This is a genomic window from Streptomyces sp. NBC_01454, assembly GCF_036227565.1.
Lineage (GTDB): Bacteria > Actinomycetota > Actinomycetes > Streptomycetales > Streptomycetaceae > Streptomyces.
Genome location: NZ_CP109460.1, coordinates 375,603 through 394,728 on the forward strand (window position 1 = coordinate 375,603; position 19,126 = coordinate 394,728).

17 protein-coding genes are annotated in these 19,126 nt (G+C 71.2%); 12 read left to right on the forward strand and 5 right to left on the reverse strand.

Annotation, left to right across the window (positions count from 1 at the left end; translation table 11 throughout):
- Positions 1-32 precede the first annotated feature (32 nt).
- The gene (locus OIU81_RS01185) at positions 33-977 is read right to left on the reverse strand and encodes a GDP-L-fucose synthase family protein (RefSeq protein ID WP_329142172.1); all 945 of its coding nucleotides are present in this window, start codon (positions 975-977) and stop codon (positions 33-35) included.
- Positions 978-1,156: 179 nt separating this feature from the next.
- Between OIU81_RS01185 and gmd the strand changes: the two genes are divergently transcribed.
- From gmd to OIU81_RS01200, 3 genes are read left to right on the forward strand one after another with little or no spacing between them, the layout of a single operon-like run.
- Positions 1,157-2,170 (forward strand): GDP-mannose 4,6-dehydratase, encoded by a 1,014-nt coding sequence (gmd, locus tag OIU81_RS01190; RefSeq protein WP_329142174.1) that lies wholly within the window; start codon positions 1,157-1,159, stop codon positions 2,168-2,170.
- Positions 2,167-2,721, forward strand: a complete 555-nt coding sequence (locus OIU81_RS01195) for a DapH/DapD/GlmU-related protein (protein ID WP_329142176.1) — start codon at positions 2,167-2,169, stop codon at positions 2,719-2,721. Before gmd ends, OIU81_RS01195 begins: the two co-directional genes overlap by 4 nt.
- Positions 2,718-3,848 carry a glycosyltransferase gene (locus OIU81_RS01200; protein ID WP_329142178.1) on the forward strand — a complete coding sequence of 377 codons (1,131 nt, stop codon included), beginning with the start codon at positions 2,718-2,720 and terminating at the stop codon, positions 3,846-3,848. Before OIU81_RS01195 ends, OIU81_RS01200 begins: the two co-directional genes overlap by 4 nt.
- Before the next feature lie 38 nt (positions 3,849-3,886).
- On the opposite strand, the gene OIU81_RS01205 is transcribed toward OIU81_RS01200, so the two are convergent.
- Positions 3,887-5,095, reverse strand: coding sequence for a glycosyltransferase (locus OIU81_RS01205; RefSeq protein ID WP_443074111.1), 1,209 nt, complete (start codon positions 5,093-5,095; stop codon positions 3,887-3,889).
- 185 nt (positions 5,096-5,280) lie between these two features.
- On the opposite strand from OIU81_RS01205, the gene OIU81_RS01210 reads away from it, so the two are divergent.
- The 5 genes from OIU81_RS01210 to OIU81_RS01230 all read left to right on the forward strand — a co-directional run bounded on the left by OIU81_RS01210 (position 5,281) and on the right by OIU81_RS01230 (position 12,117).
- Complete coding sequence (locus tag OIU81_RS01210) at positions 5,281-6,783, forward strand: hypothetical protein (RefSeq protein ID WP_329142182.1); 1,503 nt, start codon at positions 5,281-5,283, stop codon at positions 6,781-6,783.
- A complete protein-coding gene (locus OIU81_RS01215) occupies positions 6,780-8,465 on the forward strand; it encodes a lipopolysaccharide biosynthesis protein (RefSeq protein WP_329142184.1) in 1,686 nt (561 codons plus the stop codon). Before OIU81_RS01210 ends, OIU81_RS01215 begins: the two co-directional genes overlap by 4 nt.
- On the forward strand, positions 8,462-10,033 hold the full coding sequence (locus tag OIU81_RS01220) for an oligosaccharide flippase family protein (protein ID WP_329142186.1): 1,572 nt from the start codon (positions 8,462-8,464) through the stop codon (positions 10,031-10,033). Before OIU81_RS01215 ends, OIU81_RS01220 begins: the two co-directional genes overlap by 4 nt.
- Before the next feature lie 91 nt (positions 10,034-10,124).
- Positions 10,125-11,666 (forward strand): fibronectin type III domain-containing protein, encoded by a 1,542-nt coding sequence (locus tag OIU81_RS01225; RefSeq protein ID WP_329142188.1) that lies wholly within the window; start codon positions 10,125-10,127, stop codon positions 11,664-11,666.
- 22 nt (positions 11,667-11,688) lie between these two features.
- Positions 11,689-12,117, forward strand: a complete 429-nt coding sequence (locus tag OIU81_RS01230; protein WP_329142190.1) for an adenylyltransferase/cytidyltransferase family protein — start codon at positions 11,689-11,691, stop codon at positions 12,115-12,117.
- 77 nt (positions 12,118-12,194) lie between these two features.
- Here OIU81_RS01230 and OIU81_RS01235 read toward each other — a convergent pair whose 3' ends face one another.
- On the reverse strand, positions 12,195-12,926 hold the full coding sequence (locus OIU81_RS01235) for a CDP-alcohol phosphatidyltransferase family protein (RefSeq protein ID WP_329142192.1): 732 nt from the start codon (positions 12,924-12,926) through the stop codon (positions 12,195-12,197).
- A 40-nt stretch (positions 12,927-12,966) separates the two neighbouring features.
- Between OIU81_RS01235 and OIU81_RS01240 the strand changes: the two genes are divergently transcribed.
- From OIU81_RS01240 to OIU81_RS01255, 4 genes are all read left to right on the forward strand, one after another.
- Positions 12,967-14,268 (forward strand): glycosyl hydrolase family 28-related protein, encoded by a 1,302-nt coding sequence (locus tag OIU81_RS01240; RefSeq protein WP_329142194.1) that lies wholly within the window; start codon positions 12,967-12,969, stop codon positions 14,266-14,268.
- 222 nt (positions 14,269-14,490) lie between these two features.
- On the forward strand, positions 14,491-15,564 hold the full coding sequence (locus OIU81_RS01245) for an HpcH/HpaI aldolase/citrate lyase family protein (protein ID WP_329142196.1): 1,074 nt from the start codon (positions 14,491-14,493) through the stop codon (positions 15,562-15,564).
- 5 nt (positions 15,565-15,569) lie between these two features.
- Positions 15,570-16,445, forward strand: a complete 876-nt coding sequence (locus OIU81_RS01250) for an HpcH/HpaI aldolase/citrate lyase family protein (protein ID WP_329142198.1) — start codon at positions 15,570-15,572, stop codon at positions 16,443-16,445.
- Between the two features lie 266 nt (positions 16,446-16,711).
- Positions 16,712-17,077 (forward strand): hypothetical protein, encoded by a 366-nt coding sequence (locus tag OIU81_RS01255; RefSeq protein WP_329142199.1) that lies wholly within the window; start codon positions 16,712-16,714, stop codon positions 17,075-17,077.
- 85 nt (positions 17,078-17,162) lie between these two features.
- Here OIU81_RS01255 and OIU81_RS01260 read toward each other — a convergent pair whose 3' ends face one another.
- Together OIU81_RS01260 and OIU81_RS01265 are read right to left on the reverse strand one after the other, a co-directional pair.
- Positions 17,163-17,573: a hypothetical protein gene (locus OIU81_RS01260; protein WP_329154785.1), complete on the reverse strand. Its 411-nt coding sequence runs from the start codon at positions 17,571-17,573 to the stop codon at positions 17,163-17,165.
- A 200-nt stretch (positions 17,574-17,773) separates the two neighbouring features.
- Complete coding sequence (locus OIU81_RS01265; RefSeq protein WP_329142202.1) at positions 17,774-19,057, reverse strand: PAS domain-containing protein; 1,284 nt, start codon at positions 19,055-19,057, stop codon at positions 17,774-17,776.
- Positions 19,058-19,126 lie beyond the last annotated feature (69 nt).

A 19,126-nucleotide genomic window follows, 5' to 3' on the forward strand; every position in this document is an offset into this window, starting at 1 on the left:
GGCGCCGGGCGCACACCACGGGCCGGTCCCGCTCACGCCGGGGCCGGCTCCGCCTGCCAGGCCTCATAGGTCCGGGCGATGCCCTCGGCGAGCGGCACGGTGGGCGCCCAGCCCAGGGCGCGCATCCTGCTGATGTCGAGCAGCTTGCGCGGGGTGCCGTCGGGGCGGGACGGGTCGAAGGCGATCCGTCCCTCGTAGCCCACCGCGGCGGCGACGCAGGAGGCGAGGTCGGCGATGGTCAGGTCCTCGCCGCAGCCGACGTTGACCGTGTCGTCCCCGTCATAGCCGCGCAGCAGCACCTCGCAGGCGGCGGCCAGGTCGTCGACGTGCAGGAACTCGCGCAGGGGCGTTCCGGTGCCCCAGAGGGTGAGTTCGGGCAGGCCCTGCTGCTTGGCCTCGTGGAAGCGGCGTATCAGTGCCGGCAGCACATGCGAGGTTTCGAGGTCGAAATTGTCGCCGGGGCCGTAGAGGTTCGTCGGCATGGCGGAGATGAAAGAGGCACCGTATTGGCGGCGGTAGGACCGGATCTGCACCAGGCCGGCGATCTTGGCGATCGCGTACGCCTCGTTGGTGGGCTCCAACGGCCCGCTCAGCAGGGCGTCTTCGGTGATGGGCTGGGCGGCGTGCTTGGGGTAGATGCAGCTCGATCCGAGGAACAGCAGGCGGCGCACCCCGGCGTGGTGGGCACCGGCGATGACGCTGAGCTGGATGCTGAGATTGTCCTCCAGGAACTGTACGGGGTAGGTGCTGTTGGCCATGATTCCGCCGACCTTGGCGGCCGCCAGCACGACGGCGTCGGGCCGGGCCGCGCGCAGCCAGGCCGCCGTGGCCTCGGCATCGCGCAGGTCGAGTTCCGCACGGGTACGGGTGAGCACGTCGTAGCCCCGGGCGGCGAAGCGCCGGGCCACGGCGGATCCCACCAGGCCTCGGTGGCCCGCGACGAAGACACGGGCAGGTGTGGGCAGCAAGTCATCCATGGGGCGGATTGTCGCAGTCAATCCGAGTCGCCCACCGGCCATTTCAGGAAATATCTGGCGCTTCTTGATCTCGACCACCGGCCACGGTGCAGGTAGCGTCCACGCCCCGCGCGGTCCGCCCACGCGTGGGACATCCATCGTTCGATCCCGATGCACATCACTTCTCGTGGGGGGAAGCCATGCCGAAAACCGCGGTCATCACCGGAATCACCGGTCAAGACGGTTCGTATCTCGCCGAATTGCTGCTGAGCAAGGGCTATGAAGTGCACGGGCTGATGAGACGCTCCTCGAGCTTCAACACCGAGCGCATCGACCACATCTACCAGGACCCGCACACGCCGGACCGCCGGCTGCTGCTGCACCACGTCGATCTGTCCGACGGCGTGGCGCTGGTGAATCTGCTGCGCGATGTGCAGCCCGACGAGGTCTACAACCTCGGCGCCCAGTCCCATGTCCGGGTCTCCTTCGACGCCCCGCTGTACACCGGTGATGTGACCGGCCTGGGTGCCCTGCGGCTGCTGGAGGCCATCCGCGCCAGCGGGGTGCACACCCGGCTCTACCAGGCCTCGTCCTCGGAGATGTTCGGCGCGACCCCGCCGCCGCAGAACGAGGCGACGCCGTTCCACCCGCGCAGTCCGTACGGCTGCGCCAAGGTCATGGCCTACTGGTCGACCGTCAACTACCGTGAGGCGTATGGCCTGTTCGGCGTCAACGGCATCCTCTTCAACCACGAGAGCCCACGACGGGGCGAGACCTTCGTCACCCGCAAGATCACTCGTGCGGTCGCCCGCATACAGGCGGGTCTGCAGGAGCACCTCTATCTGGGCAACCTCGATGCCGTCCGCGACTGGGGCTACGCACCGGAGTACGTCGAGGCCATGTGGCTGATGCTCCAGCGTGACGAGCCCGACGACTACGTGGTCGCGACCGGTGTGGCCGCGACCGTACGCGACTTCCTGCGGGCGGCGTTCGAGACGGTGGGCCTGGACTGGGAGCGCAGTGTGCGCTTCGACCCGAAGTACGAGCGGCCCTCCGAAGTGGACGCGCTCATCGGCGACCCGTCCAAGGCGAAGAGCCTGCTGGACTGGTCGGCGAAGGTGCAGTACGACGAACTCGCCCGGATCATGGTCGAGTCGGACGTCCGCCAGCTGCAGGACGAGCTCTCCGGGCACCGGGTGCGGGTGGACCGATGACCACGTCCACCACCTCCACGACCTCCGCCACCGCCCGCCGGCTGCGCGGCTTCAGCGGCTCGGGCTATGACAAGGGCCGCGGGCTGCTGACCCAGGCGGCCTGGTTCGCCGTGCTCAACCTGGTGTTCATGAAGTGGTGGTTCCCGCCCCGGCTGCGGCCCCCGCTGCTGCGCGCCTTCGGCGCCCGGGTCGGTCAGCGGGTGCTGATCCGGCACCGGGTACGGGTGCAGTGGCCGTGGAAGCTGACGATCGGCAACGACGTCTGGGTGGGCGAGGACGCCTGGCTGATCAATCTGGAGCCGATCCGCATCGCCGATGACGTCTGCGTCTCGCAGGGCGCCGTCCTGTGCACCGGAAGCCACCAACGCCACTCCCCCACCTTCGAGTTCGACAACGCGCCGATCAGCGTCGAGGAGGGCGCCTGGGTGGCCGCCCGTGCCGTGATCCTGCGCGGCGTCACGGTCGGGAAGGGCGCGGTGGTCGGCGCCGGAGTGGTCGCCCACCGCGATGTGCCCGCCGGGGCCGTGCACACCACCGGGGGTGCCGGATGAAGATCACCCATGTCGTGACCCTGGTGAGCGACGACGGGGCGTACGGCGGGCCGGTGAGCGTGGCCACCGGGCAGCTGGGCGAACTCGCCTCCCGGGGGCACGAGGTGGAGCTGGTGTCCCTGTGGCGGGGCCACGGCGCACCCCCACGTACGGTGGACGGGGTGCCGCTGCGCGCCCGGCCCGCCCGCACCCTGGTGCCGGGGCAGGGGTTCCTTGGCCTGTTCCACCCGGGGCTGCTGCCGGTGCTCTGGCGCCGGACGGGCCGCGCGGACGCGCTCCATCTGCATGCCGGGCGCGATCTGGTCTCCCTGGCCGCGCTCGTGGTCGCCGTGCTGCGCCGCCGCCCCTTCGTGGTGCAGACCCACGGCATGGTCCAGCCCCGGGGCTCGGCCGTGGCCCGGCTCTTCGACCGGGTGTATGTCCCGCTGCTGCGCCGGGCCATCGCGGCGCTGGTGCTCACCGACGAGGAGGAGGCCGGGCTGCGGCAGGTGCTGGGACCGGGCGGGCCGCGGCTGGTGCGGCTGCCCAACGGGGTGCGGGTCCGGCCGGCCGACGAGGACGAGGAGCGCGGCGCGACGGATGTGCTGTTCCTGGCCCGGTTGCAGACCCGTAAGCGCCCCGAGGCCTTCGTGCGGATGGCGGCGCTGGTGCACCGCAAACGGCCCGAGGTGTCCTTCACCCTGCACGGTTCGGACGAGGGGCGGCTCGCGGAGGTCCGCCGGCTCATCGCCGCGGAGGGGCTCGGCGAGGTCGTGACGTACGGCGGTGCCCTCGCACACGACGAGGCGGTGCGCCGGACCGCACGGGCCACCGTGTACGTCCTGCCCAGCGTCGAGGAGCCGTTCCCGATGAGCGTGCTGGAGTCCCTGGCGGTGGGGACCCCGGTGGTCTGCACGGACCGCTGCGGGATCGCCGCCGTGCTCCAGGGGCGCGGGGCCGCGCTGGTGACCGACGGCTCGCCGGAGGAGCTGGCGGACGCGGTGCTGCGGCTGCTGGAGGACGCTCCGCTGCGCGAGCGCGTCACCCGCGCGGGACGGACGGCCGTCGAGGAGGAGTTCTCGCTCCCGGCGGTAGGCGACCGGCTGGAGGAGTGGTACGCGCTGCTCGCCCGGCCGGGAGCCGGATGACGGGGGGGCGGCGGGGGCCGGGCCCCCGCCGCCCGCGGCTACCGGCCGGCCCTCGCCAGCCGCAGCAGCGCGGTGATCCGCTCCAGGCCGGCCCGGCTGCTCAGCCGCTCCTCGACGTACTGCGGACCGCGGGCGCCCAGCCGCGACGCCTCGTCGGGGTCGGCGGCGAGCGCCCGCACCTCCGCCAGCAGTGCCTTCGGGTCCTCCGGCGCGACCAGCACCCCGGCGCCCGCGCGCAGCACCTCCTGGGCGGTGCCCCCTTCGGCGGCCACCGAGGCGATCACCGGCCGTCCGGTCATGAAGTACGAGGTCAGTTTGGACGGCAGACTCATGTCGAGCACGGAGGCCTTCTGGGTCACCGCGAGGACATCCGCGGCGGCGAGCACCTCGGGGAACTCCTCGGCGCCGGCCGGCGGCAGGAACGTCAGCGCGGAGCAGCCCGCGGCGAGCGCTTGCAGGTGGGCACGCTGATTACCGTCACCCATGAGCACGAACCGCACCGGCGCCGCTTCCTGGTCGGCGAGCATGGCGGCCTCGACGAGTACCTCCAGGCCCTGCTTGAGCCCCATGTTGCCGGCGTGCAGCACCACCGTCTCGTCCGCCTGCCACCCCAGTCGTGCCCGGGTCGTCGCCCGGTCGCCGCTGGGGCCCTTCACATGCGTCCAGTTGGGCACCACATGCACCCGCTCACGCGGCACACCCATCGCCGTGACCCGGTCCACGAACGACTCGTGCACCACCCCGACGACATCGGCACCGCGCAGGATCCGGGCCTCCAGTGCCCCGGCCGCGGCGGCGGCCCGGCCCCCGCCGCGGATGCCGCTCTGCTCGGCGGCGGCACCCATGAGGTCCTGGACGACCACGACATGGGGCACTCCGGCCCGCCGTGCCAGACGGCCGCCCAGCACTCCCCCGGCCAGGCTGGGCATCTGACTGAGCACCACATCGGGGCGGATGCGCGGTGGTCCCACGAGCCCGTGCGCGAGAATGCCGGCCTCGAACAGCGCCCGGCGCAGCGCGGTCTGACGCGACGGCACGGTATGCCGACGGCGGTGCACCGTCACACCGCCACGGCGCTCCCGCAGCCGCCACCGGCCGCGGTATCCCTCGGCCACCCGCCAGGCCGGGTAGTGCGGCATGCCCGCGAGCACATGGGTGTCGGCTCCGGACGCGGCCAGATGCTCGGCGATCTGCGTCGAGTACGGCCCTATGCCGGTGTGTTCGGGTGCGTAGTTGGTCGAGACCACGAGCACACACCGGCCTGCGAACGAGTCTTCCACGACTGGCCCCCCTCTGAATGTGCCGTCATCGTAGGAGGCCACCGGGGGCCGCGGGCTGTGAATTGGGTTGCGATTGTGTCCCGAAGGCGACCTTGTTTCCCGAAGTCCCTTAGATTGTGGCTGCTGGTGGGGAGTTGGGGGGAGGTGGGCCGATGATGCCCGGGAAGTGGGGTACCTCGCGGCCGGTGCGTGGCATCGCCGCGCTCGGGTGCTGGGCGCTGCTGTTGGTGGTGCTGCTTCCGGTACTGATCCTGCAGTCGACGGACGCCCGGTTCGGCGCGGCGACCGCCGTGCAGTGCGTGGTGGTGGTGCACACGGGTGCGGCGCTGGCGCGGGTGCTGACGGATGTCCGGGCGCGGGTGATCGGCTTCGGTTTCTGGCTCTTCTCGTATGTGTGGCTGGGGCTGGCGCCGCTGGCGATGCTCGCGACGGACGCCTATCCGCGGGGGTTCATGGTCGATGCGCACACCGCCTTCCTGACCACACTCGTGGTGGAGACGGGACTTCTCGCCTACAGTGCCGGATCCGCGGTGGCGAGCTGGCGGTCCTCGCGCACCTCCACGGTCCTCGAACCACTCCTCGCCCGGCGCCTGTCGCCGGCGCGGGTGCTGCTGCTGTGCGCTCTGGCACTGCTGCTGGCCGTCGTGCTGATCCCCGGCCAGGGCGGGCTCTCGGCGTTCTTCCTCAGCAGGCAGGCGGCCAACGAGGCGGCGGCCGCGGCGGAGCCGGCCGGTTCGGCGGACCGTGCGATGGCGGCCTGGGCGCTGTCGGTGCCGGCGTTCTGGGCGCTGGTGGCGCTGGTGCACGTCCCGCGGTTCACCGCGGGCGACCGGACGCTGCGCGGGTTACGGTGGCTGCTGCTGCCCCTGCTGATCGCGGTGAACGTCACCGTCAACAACCCCATCAGCCAGCCGCGTTTCTGGGCCGGGACGGTGCTGCTGGCGCTGGTCTTCAGCGCGTCCTGGATGCGCGGGCCGCGGGCCTTCCGGATCGGGGCCGCGGCCGTGGCGGCCGTGGTGTTGGTGGTCTTCCCGTACAGCGACTACTTCCGCTACGACAAGCGGGAGCCGGTCAAGGTGGTCTCGCTCGCCGAGCAGTTCACGTCCAACGGCGACTATGACGCCTTCCAGCAGGTCGAGACGGGCGTGGATTACGTCCGCTCGCACGGCTTCACCCCGACGGCGGCGCTGGGGCCGCCGCTGTTCTTCGTGCCGCGTGCCGCCTGGCCCGGCAAGCCCGACGACGCGGGGATCCTGCTCGCCCGGCACGCGGGCTACACCTTCACCAATCTGTCCGCGCCGCTGTGGGTCGAGACGTACATGTGGGCGGGCCTCCCGTCGGTCCTCGTGGTCTTCGCTCTGATCGGCGCGGTGGGACGGCGCGTCGACGACCTGAGGCACCGGCTGCGGCGCCGCCGCGGCACCCTCGCGGCGCTGCTGGTACCGGCGTTCGGCTTCTACCAGCTGGTGTTGCTGCGCGGCAGTCTCATGGCCATCGTGGGCCCGCTGGCGCTGCTGGTCTGCATCCCACTTCTGATCACCCGTAAGGCGGGACGGCGGGCCCTGCCGCCGTCCGCGGCACCGACCGCGAGCGCACCGGAGCCCCGGCCCCGTCGCGATGCCTTGTCGCTATCCACTGGAGGAGCACGTACGTGAGCGTCTTCGACGAGCCCGCGGAGGAGCCGGACCAGATCCGTGACCAGTTGCGCCAGCTCTTCCGGTATCGCGCTTTACTGGTGCTCGGGCTGCTGCTGGGCATGCTCGGCGGCGGCGCCGTGTCCGTGCTCGGCGGCTCGACGTACACGGCCACCGGAGAGGTCGTGGTGCATGCGATCAGCACGGCGCCCTTCGAGGCCGGGGGTGTCTCGGCGGACAAGCAGATCAGCATGGGCACCGAGCGGCAGATCGCGCAGAGCGCCTCGGTCGCGGCCGGTGCGGCCAAGTCCCTGCGGATCGGCACCGATCCGGCCGTGCTCCAGCGGGATCTGCGGGTGAGCAATCCGCCCGAGACACAGACCCTGATGTTCGAGTACAGCGCGGACTCCGCGGACCGGGCGTCCGCCCTCGTCAATGCCTTCGTGCACGCGTATCTCGACTACCGGCAGGACGCCGCGACGCAGCGGATCGACAAGACCGTGAGCAAGCTCGGTGAGGAGCTGAAGCCCCTTCAGGACCAGCGCAAGGTGCTGGACCGGCGGATCGCGAACGCCGGTGGCGGGGCGGGGCGGGCCACCGACGAGTCCGAGCGCAGCAGTCTGGTGTCGGAGATAGCGGATCTGCAGGGGCGGATCTCCAGTCTGAAGTCCCTGGACACCACGCCCGGTGACATCGTCCGCAAGGGCGATCCGCCGGCCTTCCCGTCGAGCCCCGGGCTGGCGATGATGCTGCTGACCGGAGCGGTGATCGGTCTGGTGCTGGGCATTCTCGCGGCCTGGGTGCGATCGGTGCTGGAGCCGCGGGTGCGGTCGGTGGCGGATGTGCAGGACAATCTGCGGGCGCCGGTGCTGGGCATCCTGCCGCGCCGGCAGGGCGGCAGCGAGGTGCTGGAGGTCGGCCGGGCCGGCCGGGGAAACCGCGCGGAGGCCTATCGCACCATCGCCTTCCGGCTGGCGCACGACCAGCGCTTCGCCGGGCGGGGCAGCCTGCTGGTCGTCGCTCCCCGGGAGCACTCCGACGCCGTGTCGGTCGCGGTCAATCTGGCCGGTGCGTTCGCCGAGATCGGCAGCGACATCCTGCTGGTCGAGGCCGATCTGCGCACCCCCGGGCTCGCCCGGCGGCTGCCGGTGCACCCGGCCCACGGCCGGCCGGTGCCGGGCGGCTGGGCGAACGGTGAGCGGCTCGCGGTGGACGCGGGCGTCGACGGGCGCTTCGACCTGCTGCCCGGCCGGGAGGTGCCCAACCCCGCCCGGGCGCTGGCCTCCGCGGAGTTCGCCCGGCTGCTGAACGCGCCGTCGGACCCGAATGAGCACGTCGTGGTCGTCACCGGTCCGCTGCTCGCGCACGCGGACGGGCTGGCCGTCGCCAAGCAGGCGGCCGGCGTGGTGGTGGTCTGCGATCTCAACGAGGTCCGCCGCGACGATCTGGACCGGGTGTGGGAGCTGATCACCGGGGCCGGCGGCCACATCCTGGGTGCCGTCCTGGACAAGGGCAGCCACGGGCCGTCGCTGCGCCGCTTCTCGGACGGCGGGCCGACCCATCGCAAACGCGGCCGCAGCCGTCCGCGGGCCGGCGCGGTGCCCCCGCCGTCGCTGCCCGGCCCGCCGCCCCGTACCGGTCCCGCGCCGACGGGCCGGACGGGATCGCCCCTCGACGCCGACACCACCACGCTCCGCGGGTGACGGCCATCGGCCCGGCGGTCCCGTCCGGCCCGTCGGCACCACCGGCTCCCGGACGGTCCGCGGCCGCCGGGGGCGGTGTCACCGGCACGGCCCGCGGCAGCGTGTTCGGCCTGGCGGGCTCGGCCGCGAACGCCCTGTTCGGGTTCGTCCTCGTCGCCGTGGTCACCCATGGGCTGGGGGCCCGCGGGGCCGGCGCCGTCTTCACCGGGGTCGCCGCCTTCACCATCCTGAGCAACGCGCTGAAGCTGGGTGCCGACACCGCCCTGGTCCGCTTCGTCTCCCGGGACCTGGAACTCAGCGGGGGCGCCGGTGTGCCGGCCCTGCTGCAGACCGCGGTCCTGCCGACGCTGCTGGCGAGCACCGCGGGGGCGGCGGTGCTGTGGTGCTCCCCCGGCCTGGCCGGCTGGCTGCTACCCGATCTGGTGGCCGATCAGGCCATGGCGATGCTGCGGCTGTTCGCGGTTTTCCTGCCGGTGACGACGGTGGCGCTGGTGCTGCTCGGGGCCACCCGGGGGTACGGCTCGGTGGTGCCGTTCGTGGGTGTGGAGCAGATCGGCAAACCGGCGCTGCGGGTCCTGCTCGCGGTGCCGCTGGTCCTGCTCGCACCGGGCGTGGCCGGGCTGTCCGCGGCCTGGCTCGCGCCCGGGGTGCTGGGCGCGGTGGCGGCCTGGGTGTCGCTGCGCCGGTCCCTTCGCAGGCATCCGGGGACCGGCCGGCCGCCGTCGCAGACACGGGAGTTCTGGTCCTTCGCCGGGCCGCGGGCGGTGTCCTCGGTCTTCGACATCACCGCGGTGTGGATCGGTGTGATCCTGCTGTCGGTGCTGGGCAGCGGCACCGAGGCCGGCATCTACACGGCGATCGGGCGGCTGGTCACCGCCGGGACGCTGCTCCAGCTGGCGATCCGGCTGGCGGTGGCTCCCCAGATCAGCCGGTTGCTGGCGGGCGGCGACGAGCGGGGAGCCCATCGGCTGCACCGGCTGTCGACCCGCTGGATCGCGCTCTTCTCCTGGCCGGTGTTCGTGGTCCTGGCGGCGTTCCCGGGGACCGTGCTCTCGCTGTTCGGCCCGGGTTTCGCCGGCGGCGGCTCGGCGGGGCTGCTGACGGTGGCGGTGGCGTGCCTGGTCAATGTGGGCGTCGGCAATGCGCAGACGGTCCTTCTGATGGCCGGGCGAAGTGTCTGGAATCTGGTGGTCGCCGGCGCCGCTTTCGTGGTCCAACTGGGCAGCGGGGTATGGCTGGTGCCGCGGTACGGGGTGCTGGGGGCGGCGGTTTCCTGGGGGCTGGCGATCGTGGTGGACAACGGTGCCTCGGCGCTGCTGGCCCGCTACCGGCTGGGCTTTCGCACCGTCGACCGGGGGTACGTCCACGCCGCGGTGATCGCCGTCGGGACGGTGGCACTCCCGGTGTTCGCCGTGCGGACAGTTTTCGGGGACCGCGTTCCGGGTGCTGTCTTGGGAATTGTTTTAGCCATTGGGGCTTTCGGCGCGGCCGTCTGGCGCTATCGTTTGCCGCTGGGGGTAGGGGAGTTCTTCGGAGCGCTGCGCAAGCGCGGTTCGGGAAACTCGTGATGAACACCGGGACCATTTCCGCACAGAACGCGTCTGGTTCCCGCTCCCTATCCTGATAATTCCCATCGCGCCATGCTTCCAGGGGGGACCTGTGCGCCAAAGAAACAAATCAGCCCATCTCTTGCTGGCCGCCGCGGTACTGGGCACCGCGTCGGCAGCACTTGCCGCCGGTCCCGCTCAGGCCACCGGCGAAACCACCCTGACCGCCGATCCGCTGAGCACCTGGCAGACCGACGGCATCGTGTGGGCCATGGCCTACGCCAAGGGGATCGTCTACGTGGGCGGCACCTTCAGCCACATCCGGCCGCCGGGCACCGCCCCCGGTGGTTCCGGTGAGCTGGCCCGCACCAACTTCGCGGCGTTCGACGCCAAGACGGGTGCCCCGCTGCCGTGCGCTCCGGCGTTCACGGGCGGGACGGGCACGATCCGGGCCATGAAGGCCTCGCCCGACGGCTCGACGATCTACATCGGCGGCTCGTTCGGCAAGGCCGGCTCCGTGGGCCGGTCCAACACGGCCACGCTCAACACCGCCGACTGCACCATCGGTGCGGCCTGGAAACCGACGGTCAGCTCGACCGTGCGGGCCATCGACGTCACCGACGACTCCGTCTACATCGGCGGCGGGTTCGGCACGGTCCAGGGGCAGACCCGCGAGCGGGTCGCCGCGCTGCGGCCGGACGGCACGCTGCTGCCGTTCAAGGCGACGATCCGTGGCTCCTCGGTCTCCAACGACCCCACACCGGCGGTCAACGCCCTCACGGTGGTGCCCAAGCTCAACAAGATCATCATTGGTGGCCGGTTCACCTCGGTGAACGGCAGCCTGTTCGGGGTGCACGCGCTGGCCGGTCTCGACGCGACCACCGGCAGGGTGGTTGACTCCTTCACCGGCTGGATCCCCAGCCGCTCGGCGGTCAAGGCGCTCGCCAACGACGGCACCAACTTCTATCTGGGCGCCGAGGGCACCGGCGGCGGGGTCTTCGACGGCCGGGCCGCCGGCCGGCTGTCGGACGGCGCCCAGCTCTGGAAGGACACCTGTCTGGGAGCCACCCAGACGGTGCTGCCGTACAAGGGCGTCCTCTACAGCGGCTCGCACGCGCACGACTGCTCCAACACCCCGGGCGGATTCACCGACATCAACAACCGCCAGCACTTCCTGGCGCAGTCGATCTCCGACAAAACGATCCTGCCGTGGTTCCCGGACACCAACGACGGGATCGGCGAGCAGATCGGTCCGCGGACGATGACCATGGCGGACGGCATCCTGTGGGCGGGCGGCGAGTTCACCACCGTCAACGACGCCCCGCAGCAGAGCCTGACCCGGTTCGCGGCCGGTCCGGACACCGGGGCGCCGCAGGTGCCGCTGCTCAGCGGCGCGAGCGGGTCCCGGGGCCAGGTCACGCTGAAGTGGAAGGCCTCGTGGGACCGGGACAACGGGGTGCTGACCTACAAGATCTACCGTGACGGTGTCTATCTGACCTCGGTCAGCCAGGACTCGCGGTACTGGAACCGGCCCGACATGAGCTACACGGACACCGTGGACCCGGGGTCCGAGCACCGTTACTCGATCGAGGTCACCGACGGCACCAACGTGTCGGGACGCAATGGCCCGGTCTATGTGACGGCCAGGAACTGACCGTATTCCGAGTGGGGGGTATATGACGCACCGAGTAGGTTACGCGCCCGGGGTCTACGACCTTTTCCACGTCGGGCACCTGAACATTCTCCGGCACGCCAAAAGCCAGTGCGACTATCTGGTGGCCGGTGTGGTCTCGGATGAAATGGCGGCCCAGGCCAAGGGAAAGGCACCGGTTGTTCCGCTCACCGAGCGGCTGGAGATCGTACGCAGTGTCCGGTTCGTGGACGCGGCGTTCGTCGAGACGGTGCCCGACAAATTGGAGACCTGGCAGCAGGTCCGGTTCGACGTCATTTTCAAGGGCGACGACTGGCGCGGGACGGCCAAGGGCGACAAGCTCGAACGGGACTTCGCGACGGTCGGGGTCGATGTGATCTATTTCCCCTACACCGTGCACACGTCGAGTTCCTTGCTGCGCAAGGTGCTTGACGGGCTCGCGGATTCGGCGTGAGCTGACGCGCCGGCCTGGCATCTCGTCCAGGCCGGCGCATCGGCCCGACCGCCCGGTGGGGCGGCTGCCGCCGCCCGTCAGCGGGCGAGGGCGGACAGTTCGCGGTACCACTTGGCCAGGAACGCGACCATGAAGAGCACATGGGCGGCGAGCAGCGCGCAGTACAGCGCCGCGAACACGTCCCGGCTGCCGAACAGCAGGAACACCGCGCAGAAGACCCCGTAGTCGACCGGCAGCAGGGCGACGGAGCGCAGCGTGGAGGCGGGTGCCGCGGGCGCCGGGCCGTCCGCGGCGCTCCGCAGCCGTGCGGCGCGCTTGAGCTGTTCGGTGAGAATGCCGCCGAAGAAGACCATCACCGCGGTGAACTGGAAGGCGATGGGAAGGAACAGATACCGAGGATCGGAGAATCCGTAGTAGCGGTAGAACGAGAGGAGCACGGCCATGTGGAGGGCCAACATCTTGGCGCAGTCGACCACATGGTCCAGCCACTCCCCCGCGGCACTTCCGGTCCCGGTCAGCCGGGCGAGCTGCCCGTCGGCGGAATCGAGGGCGAATCCGACGACCAACGCCGCGAAGATGCCGAGAGCCGCGGCGGGCGAGGGACGCAGCAACGCAATCATCGCCACGCCGGCGAAGGTGAAAACCCCGCTGATCATGGTGATCTGATTTGGCGTCAGTTTCATGCTGTACCCCGCGGCGGCCAGTATCCGGCCGGCCGGACGGTTCACATAGCGCGAGTACAGGGACACCCCCTTCGCGGATTTCTGGGCCGCCGACAGCTGTCTGATCGCATATCCGAACTGGCTCATATTCCCCACCTGATGAATGGACCCCCGAAGGAGCAACATCATGGCAGGCAGGACCTCTCCGTCAACCGGTGGCGCCACCCGCCGGACACTGCTGGCGGGCACGGCCGCCGCACTGGCCGGCGCCCTCTCCGGGTGCGATTCGGCGCCGCCTGCCGGCCGGCAGACCTCCGACGACGCCGAGGCTCCCGTGGTCACCGGCCACAAGCCGAAGGGCAAGGACGTCATCGACGTGGTGGCGGACTGCGGTGCCAAGGGCGACGGACGCACCGACGACAGCCGGGCGTTCGCCCGCGCGTACTCCTACGCGGCCGGCCGGGTGTGGGACCACATCGGCCGGACGGTGGTGGACATACCGGCCGGCACCTACCTCATCCGTGCCCCCAACGCGCTGCTCGACGCCCGGAAGGGAAAGCTCAAAGCCAACGGCTTACGGTTCCGCGGGGCCGGCAAGCGCATGACCCAGCTGATCTTCGCGCCCCACCAGGCCGAGGACGCCTATCTGTGCCGCAACGAGGACAGCTGGGCGAATGTGACGTTCGAGCAGCTCGGCTTCGCCTGCGGCACCCCCGGCGCCTCGTTCTTCTACTCGTACTCGACGGGTCAGGCGCAGGACTACCGCTTCACCGAGTGCGAGTGGACCGGTGAGTGGACCTACGGGGTCGCCCTCGACGGCAGCAACACCAACTCCGAGATGCGCTGGGACGCCTGCCGGGTGGGCGGCGCCTACCGCAAGGCGTTCCTGTACTCCGGGCTGTCGCAGAACTCGCTGAGCCGCAAGCAGCAGGACCAGTTCCTCAACTACTGGTTCAACGACATGAAGGTCGAGTACTCCTGGGGCAACTTCCTGGAGTTCCCCTACGGCGGCTCCATCACCTGCCGCGGCGGCTCCTACATCATCACCGGCAGCCGCCCCGAGGACTCCCCCGATTACGGCGGCACCAGCACCTTCTTCCGCTTCCCGCGGGGTCCGCACCACGACTCCGTCCAGCGCTTCCATGCCGAGGACATCCGCTTCGAGGTGCGCACCCCGGACACCGTCGTGATGGACTGCGCCTGGGAGAGCGGAACGGTGCACTTCAACGACTGCGACGACACCGCGAACGCCTTCAAGTCGTTCGCGCAGGACAGCCGCCCGCACCGCTACCGCATCGGCGCGCGGGGCCCGCTGGTGCGCTACGACTCGTGCCAGCTGTCGGGGCAGCACTCCTACGAGCCGGACGGCACCGGCGGGGCGGGTCCCCGGGCGCGCTACGACATGTGCCACTTCCGCAATCACTCCCAGCAGGACTTCATCGCCGGCTCGGGCGACCGGGTGAGCTTCGTCGACTGCCTGGGGTCCTGAGCGTTCCCGGGCGGGCGGGCCGGGAACGCACAGTCCGTCCCCGGCCCGCCCGGAACGCACCGGATCGGCATCCGCCGCGCCGGACGCCCCGATTGCCGACGGTGATCAACGGCACACGTACTGGCCAGTAGCGTGAGGGTCGTGCGGGCCTAGAGTGAGGCCCGAATGGCACCGCCGGAGTCCCGGCGGCGGCCCGTCCTGTGAGCCGACCAGGGAGACTGCATGCGCTCTCCGAAGGATTTCTTCCGCCCGCTGGCCGTCGGGGCGCCGACACCGGTCCGCGAGGTACCGTTCCGGCCCTCCCGGATGATCCACTTCTTCGACCCGGGCAACGAGAAGATGGCCGCGAAGGTGCCGTCCATCGCGCCCACCGTGGACATCCTGCTGGGCAATCTGGAGGACGCGGTCGCCGCCGACCGCAAGGAAGCGGCCAGGTCGGGCCTGGTGAAGATCGCCAAGGCCACGGACTTCGGCGACACCCAGCTGTGGACCCGGATCAACAGCCTGGACTCGCCGTGGGCGCTGGACGACCTGCTGACGCTGGTCACCGAGATCGGCGACAAGCTGGACGTGGTCATGGTGCCGAAGGTGGAGGGCGCCGAGGACATCCACTACGTCGACCGGCTGCTCGCCCAGCTGGAGGCGAAGGCGCAGATCCGGCGGCCGATCCTGGTGCACGCCATCCTGGAGACCGCGACCGGCGTCGCCAACGTCGAGGAGATCGCCGGCGCCAGCCCCCGGATGCAGGGCATTTCGCTCGGCCCCGCCGACCTGGCCGCCAGCCGCCGGATGAAGACCACCCGGGTCGGCGGCGGGCACCCCGGCTATCTGGTCCGGGAGGACCCGCACGGCGAGGGCGGCACCGCACCGCGCGCCACCTTCCAGCAGGACCTGTGGCACTACACCCTGTCGCGCATGGTCGACGCCTGTGCGGCGCACGGCATCCTGCCGTTCTACGGGCCGTTCGGTGACATCAAGGACACCACGGCCTGCGAGGACCAGTTCCGCAACGCCTTCCTGCTCGGCTGTGTCGGCGCCTGGAGCCTGCACCCGGTGCAGATCGCCCTCGCCAAGAAGGTCTTCTCGCCCGCACCCGCCGACGTCGCCTGGGCCCGCAGGGTCATCGAGGCCATGGGCGACGGCACCGGCGCGGTGATGATCGACGGCAAGATGCAGGACGACGCCACCTACAAGCAGTGCCGGGTGGTCGTCGAACTCGCGGAGGCCCTCGCCGCCCGCGACCCCGAACTGCGTGACGCCTACGCGGCGGCCGAGACCCGGCAGAACGAGGAGTAAGTCCCATGTCCGACGCGATCCTGCGACCGCGCCGCTCCGTGCTGTACATGCCCGGTGCCAACGAACGCGCCCTGGAGAAGGCCAAGTCCCTCCCCGCCGACGCGCTCATCCTCGATCTGGAGGACGCCGTCGCCCCCGACGCGAAGGCCGAGGCCCGCAAGCGGGTGGCGGCCGCCGCGGCCAGTGGGGAGTACGGCTTCCGCGAGGTGACCATCCGGGTCAACGCCCCGGGCACCGCCTGGCACGACGACGATCTGCGGGCCGCCGCCGAGGCGGGCCCGGACGCCGTGGTGGTGCCCAAGGTGGAGTCCGCCGACACCGTGCGCGCCGTCGAGCGTGCGCTGGAGGCCGCCGGCGCCCCGGACCGTACGGCCATCTGGGCCATGGTCGAGACGCCGCGCGCGATGCTGGACGCCCGTGCGGTGGCCGCCGCCAGCGAACGGCTCACCGTCCTGGTGATGGGCACCAACGACCTGGCCAAGGAGCTGCACGCCGAGCACGTCCCCGGCCGGGCTCCGCTGCTGACCGGGCTGTCGCTGGCGCTGCTGGCGGCGCGGGAGTCCGGCAAGGTGATCCTGGACGGCGTCTACAACGACGTGAAGGACGCCGAGGGCTTCGAGGCCGAGTGTGTGCAGGGGCGGCAGTTCGGTTTCGACGGGAAGACGCTGATCCATCCGTCGCAGGTCGCACCGTGCAACCGGGTGTTCGCGCCGTCGCCGGAGCAGATCACCCGCGCGCAGCGGATCATCGACGCGTTCGAGGAGGCCACCCGCGAGGGCCGCGGAGTGGTCACCGTCGACGGGCGGCTGATCGAGAACCTGCACGTCGAGGACGCCCGCAGGATCCTCGCCCTGGCCGAGGCGGTCGCCGGGCGCGAGTGAGCGACGCCCCCGAGCCGACGGGGCGTCAGATACTCTCGGCCGACGGTTAGTTGGAGCCGTCGCCGAGGAGGGGGAGGGCCGGGGCCGGCGCTGTGGTGACGCCGGCCCCGGCCGTCACGCATCCGGGCGGCGCCGAGGGCCGTCACGGTGAATCCTTTCATCGGACAGGGTGAATTACGGGTGCCGGAGGTTGCTCCGCCCTGGTGGTTCGGGGCATCCGGGATAGCAAGATCCCGGGTACCAACCATGAGGTGCAGGAGCACACAGTGAAGAACACGGCACGCGTCCCCACCGTGATCGCAGGAGCCTGCGGTCTGCTTCTGGCCGCCGGCGGGGCCCCGGCATGGGCCGGGTCCGGCGGGGACGGGGTCTCCCACAGCACCACCGTCGCCCGCTTCGACGCCAAGTTCCACTGCGGTCACCGGGCCAGATTCTGCATCAACGGTCCGGTGCTCAGTGGGAACCCCGGAAGGGCGCAGAACGTGCACGTCTCCGGCACGGTCAGCAACAGCGGCAGCCCCACCAACACCAACGCCAACACCAACTCCGACACCGGCGGGACGACCGGCACCGCCACCAAGAGCAGCAACAACCAGCAGCACCTCGGCAGTGACGGGGAGCAGGCGCTGTGACCGTGCGCTGACCCCCCTGCGGGCTCTCGCACCTCGGGGCCCGCAGGGGCAGCGGCCGGCATGCTCCGTCGGCGCCGTAGCCGGGTCAGCGGTGGAAGAGGCCGCCGAGGCCCCCGATGACCCGCTGCACATTGTTGTTGCTGCCCGACGCGGCACCCGTGGCGGAGTCGGCGCTGTTGGTGGACCCGTTGGTGTTGGAGAGATTGCCGCTGTTGTTCGGGTTCCCGTGGTTGATGAAGTTGCCGCTGTGCAGGCTGTTTCCGCTGTGCACGGGCCCGTTGACGCAGGCGTGGGGCGAGGCGAGCTGCGGCGAGCGGTAGTGGATCTGGCCGAGGCGGTTATTGCAGAGCACCCCGTTGACCGTGCCGGTCACCGTGCCGACATCGGCGTCCGCCACGGCCGAGAGCAGTGAGTCGCCCGGGACGGTCACGGCGTGCGCCGCCCCGCTACCGAGCATCATCAGCCCGCATGCCCCGACGATGGTTCCTGCCTGCACGATTCTTCTCACGTCGCTCCTCGCCTCCGCGTCCGTCCGGTGCCAGACGTATCGTGCTGCCGTTGGCGTCCAGGGGCGTCCTTCAACCCGCAGGAGCAAACCGCCCGCCGCCCACAATCAACCGGGTGGCCCAACACCTCGCGCCGCTGTCGGCACGGTCCTGGGCACGGTGGACCGCCGCCGGCAGCCCGGTGTACCCGTCAGGTGACGCTGTGCGGATGGCAGGCCGTCGCCGAGCGGGGCGGCCAGGTCTGCGGGGCGAGGATGCCCAGGACATAGGCGCGGGCGACGAGCGCGGGTCTGGTCGGCGCGTCCAGCAGGTCCCGCAGCCGGCTGAGGTGGTAGTCGACGGTCTGCCGGGAGAGGTGCAGGGAGCCGGCGATCTCCGCGTTGCTGTGGCCGGCGGCCAGCAGGGACAGCAGCCGTACCTGCGTGGCCGTCAGTGCGGGACCGGCCTCGTGCGCGATGCCCTGGTGGGTGACGACCGCCCAGACGCTTCTGGCGCGATCCGCGCTCCGTCCCACGGTCGTCAGATGCAGCCGGGCGCGGCGCTGGCGGCCCCGGGCGTCCACGAACAGGGCAGAGGTCTGGATCCGCCGGCTGCGGCGCGCGATCAGATCGTGCCAGCTGCGCCGCAGCCCGGTTAATTCCGGGGCGGGCGCCAGCACCGTGTGCGCGCGGCGGCCGACGAGGTCCGAGAGCCGGGTCTGCAGCAGCTCGGCGGCTGCCGCGCTGGCCTGCCGGATGCGTCCGCCCGCCGATATCAGGGCGCAGGGCAGCCCGCTGTGGTCGCGCAGCGCGTGCAGGTTCTCCTCGGCCTCGCGGCGCTGGTGCAGGGCACGGGTGTAGTCGCTGATGTCGATGTAGATGCCGGCCACACAGGTCTGGCCGCCTTCCAGGACGGGGAAGCGATGGCCCGCCGCCTGCCCGCTGCCGCCGTCGAAGCGGTGGTAGGTCAGGGTGTGCCGTACCGGTTTGCCACGGGCGAGCACCTCCCGGTCCAGGGCGAGGACCTGGGCCGCGTCGTCGGGGCCGTCGACGTCGGTGACGGACCTGCCGATGATGTCTTCCGGTGTGGTGCCGTAGAGGTGGGCGTAGGCGTGGTTGGTCCAGAGGTAGCGCCCGCTCGCGTCCCGGATGAAGGCCGCGGCGGGGGCGAGATCCGCGAAGGCGTCGTAGCGGCGGGGGTCGGGCGTCCGCGTGCCGACCTCCACGGCCAGTCCGCGGGAGCGGCCCTGCCGGGGCACGCCGAGGGGCCAGTTGACGTCGAAGGTGCGGCCGTCGAACTGGGCCTGCCAATGGCTTGATTCGGTGGGTGCGGCAGGCTCGGGGAGCTCCGCGCGCACGGCGTCGAGGAAGCGCTGGGCGGTGCTCGTGTCGTCGAAGGCCCCGCCACCGCTGTCGATCACCCGTAATTCACGGTCGGCCTCCCACCAGGACACCGGAAGGTGTTCGAGCAGCGACTTCAGACTGGTCTCGTCCACGACGGGCCCCTCTGCAAGGAAGAGTTCAACGGATGCGCACGGCGCGTCATCGCCATGCGTATCCCTCAG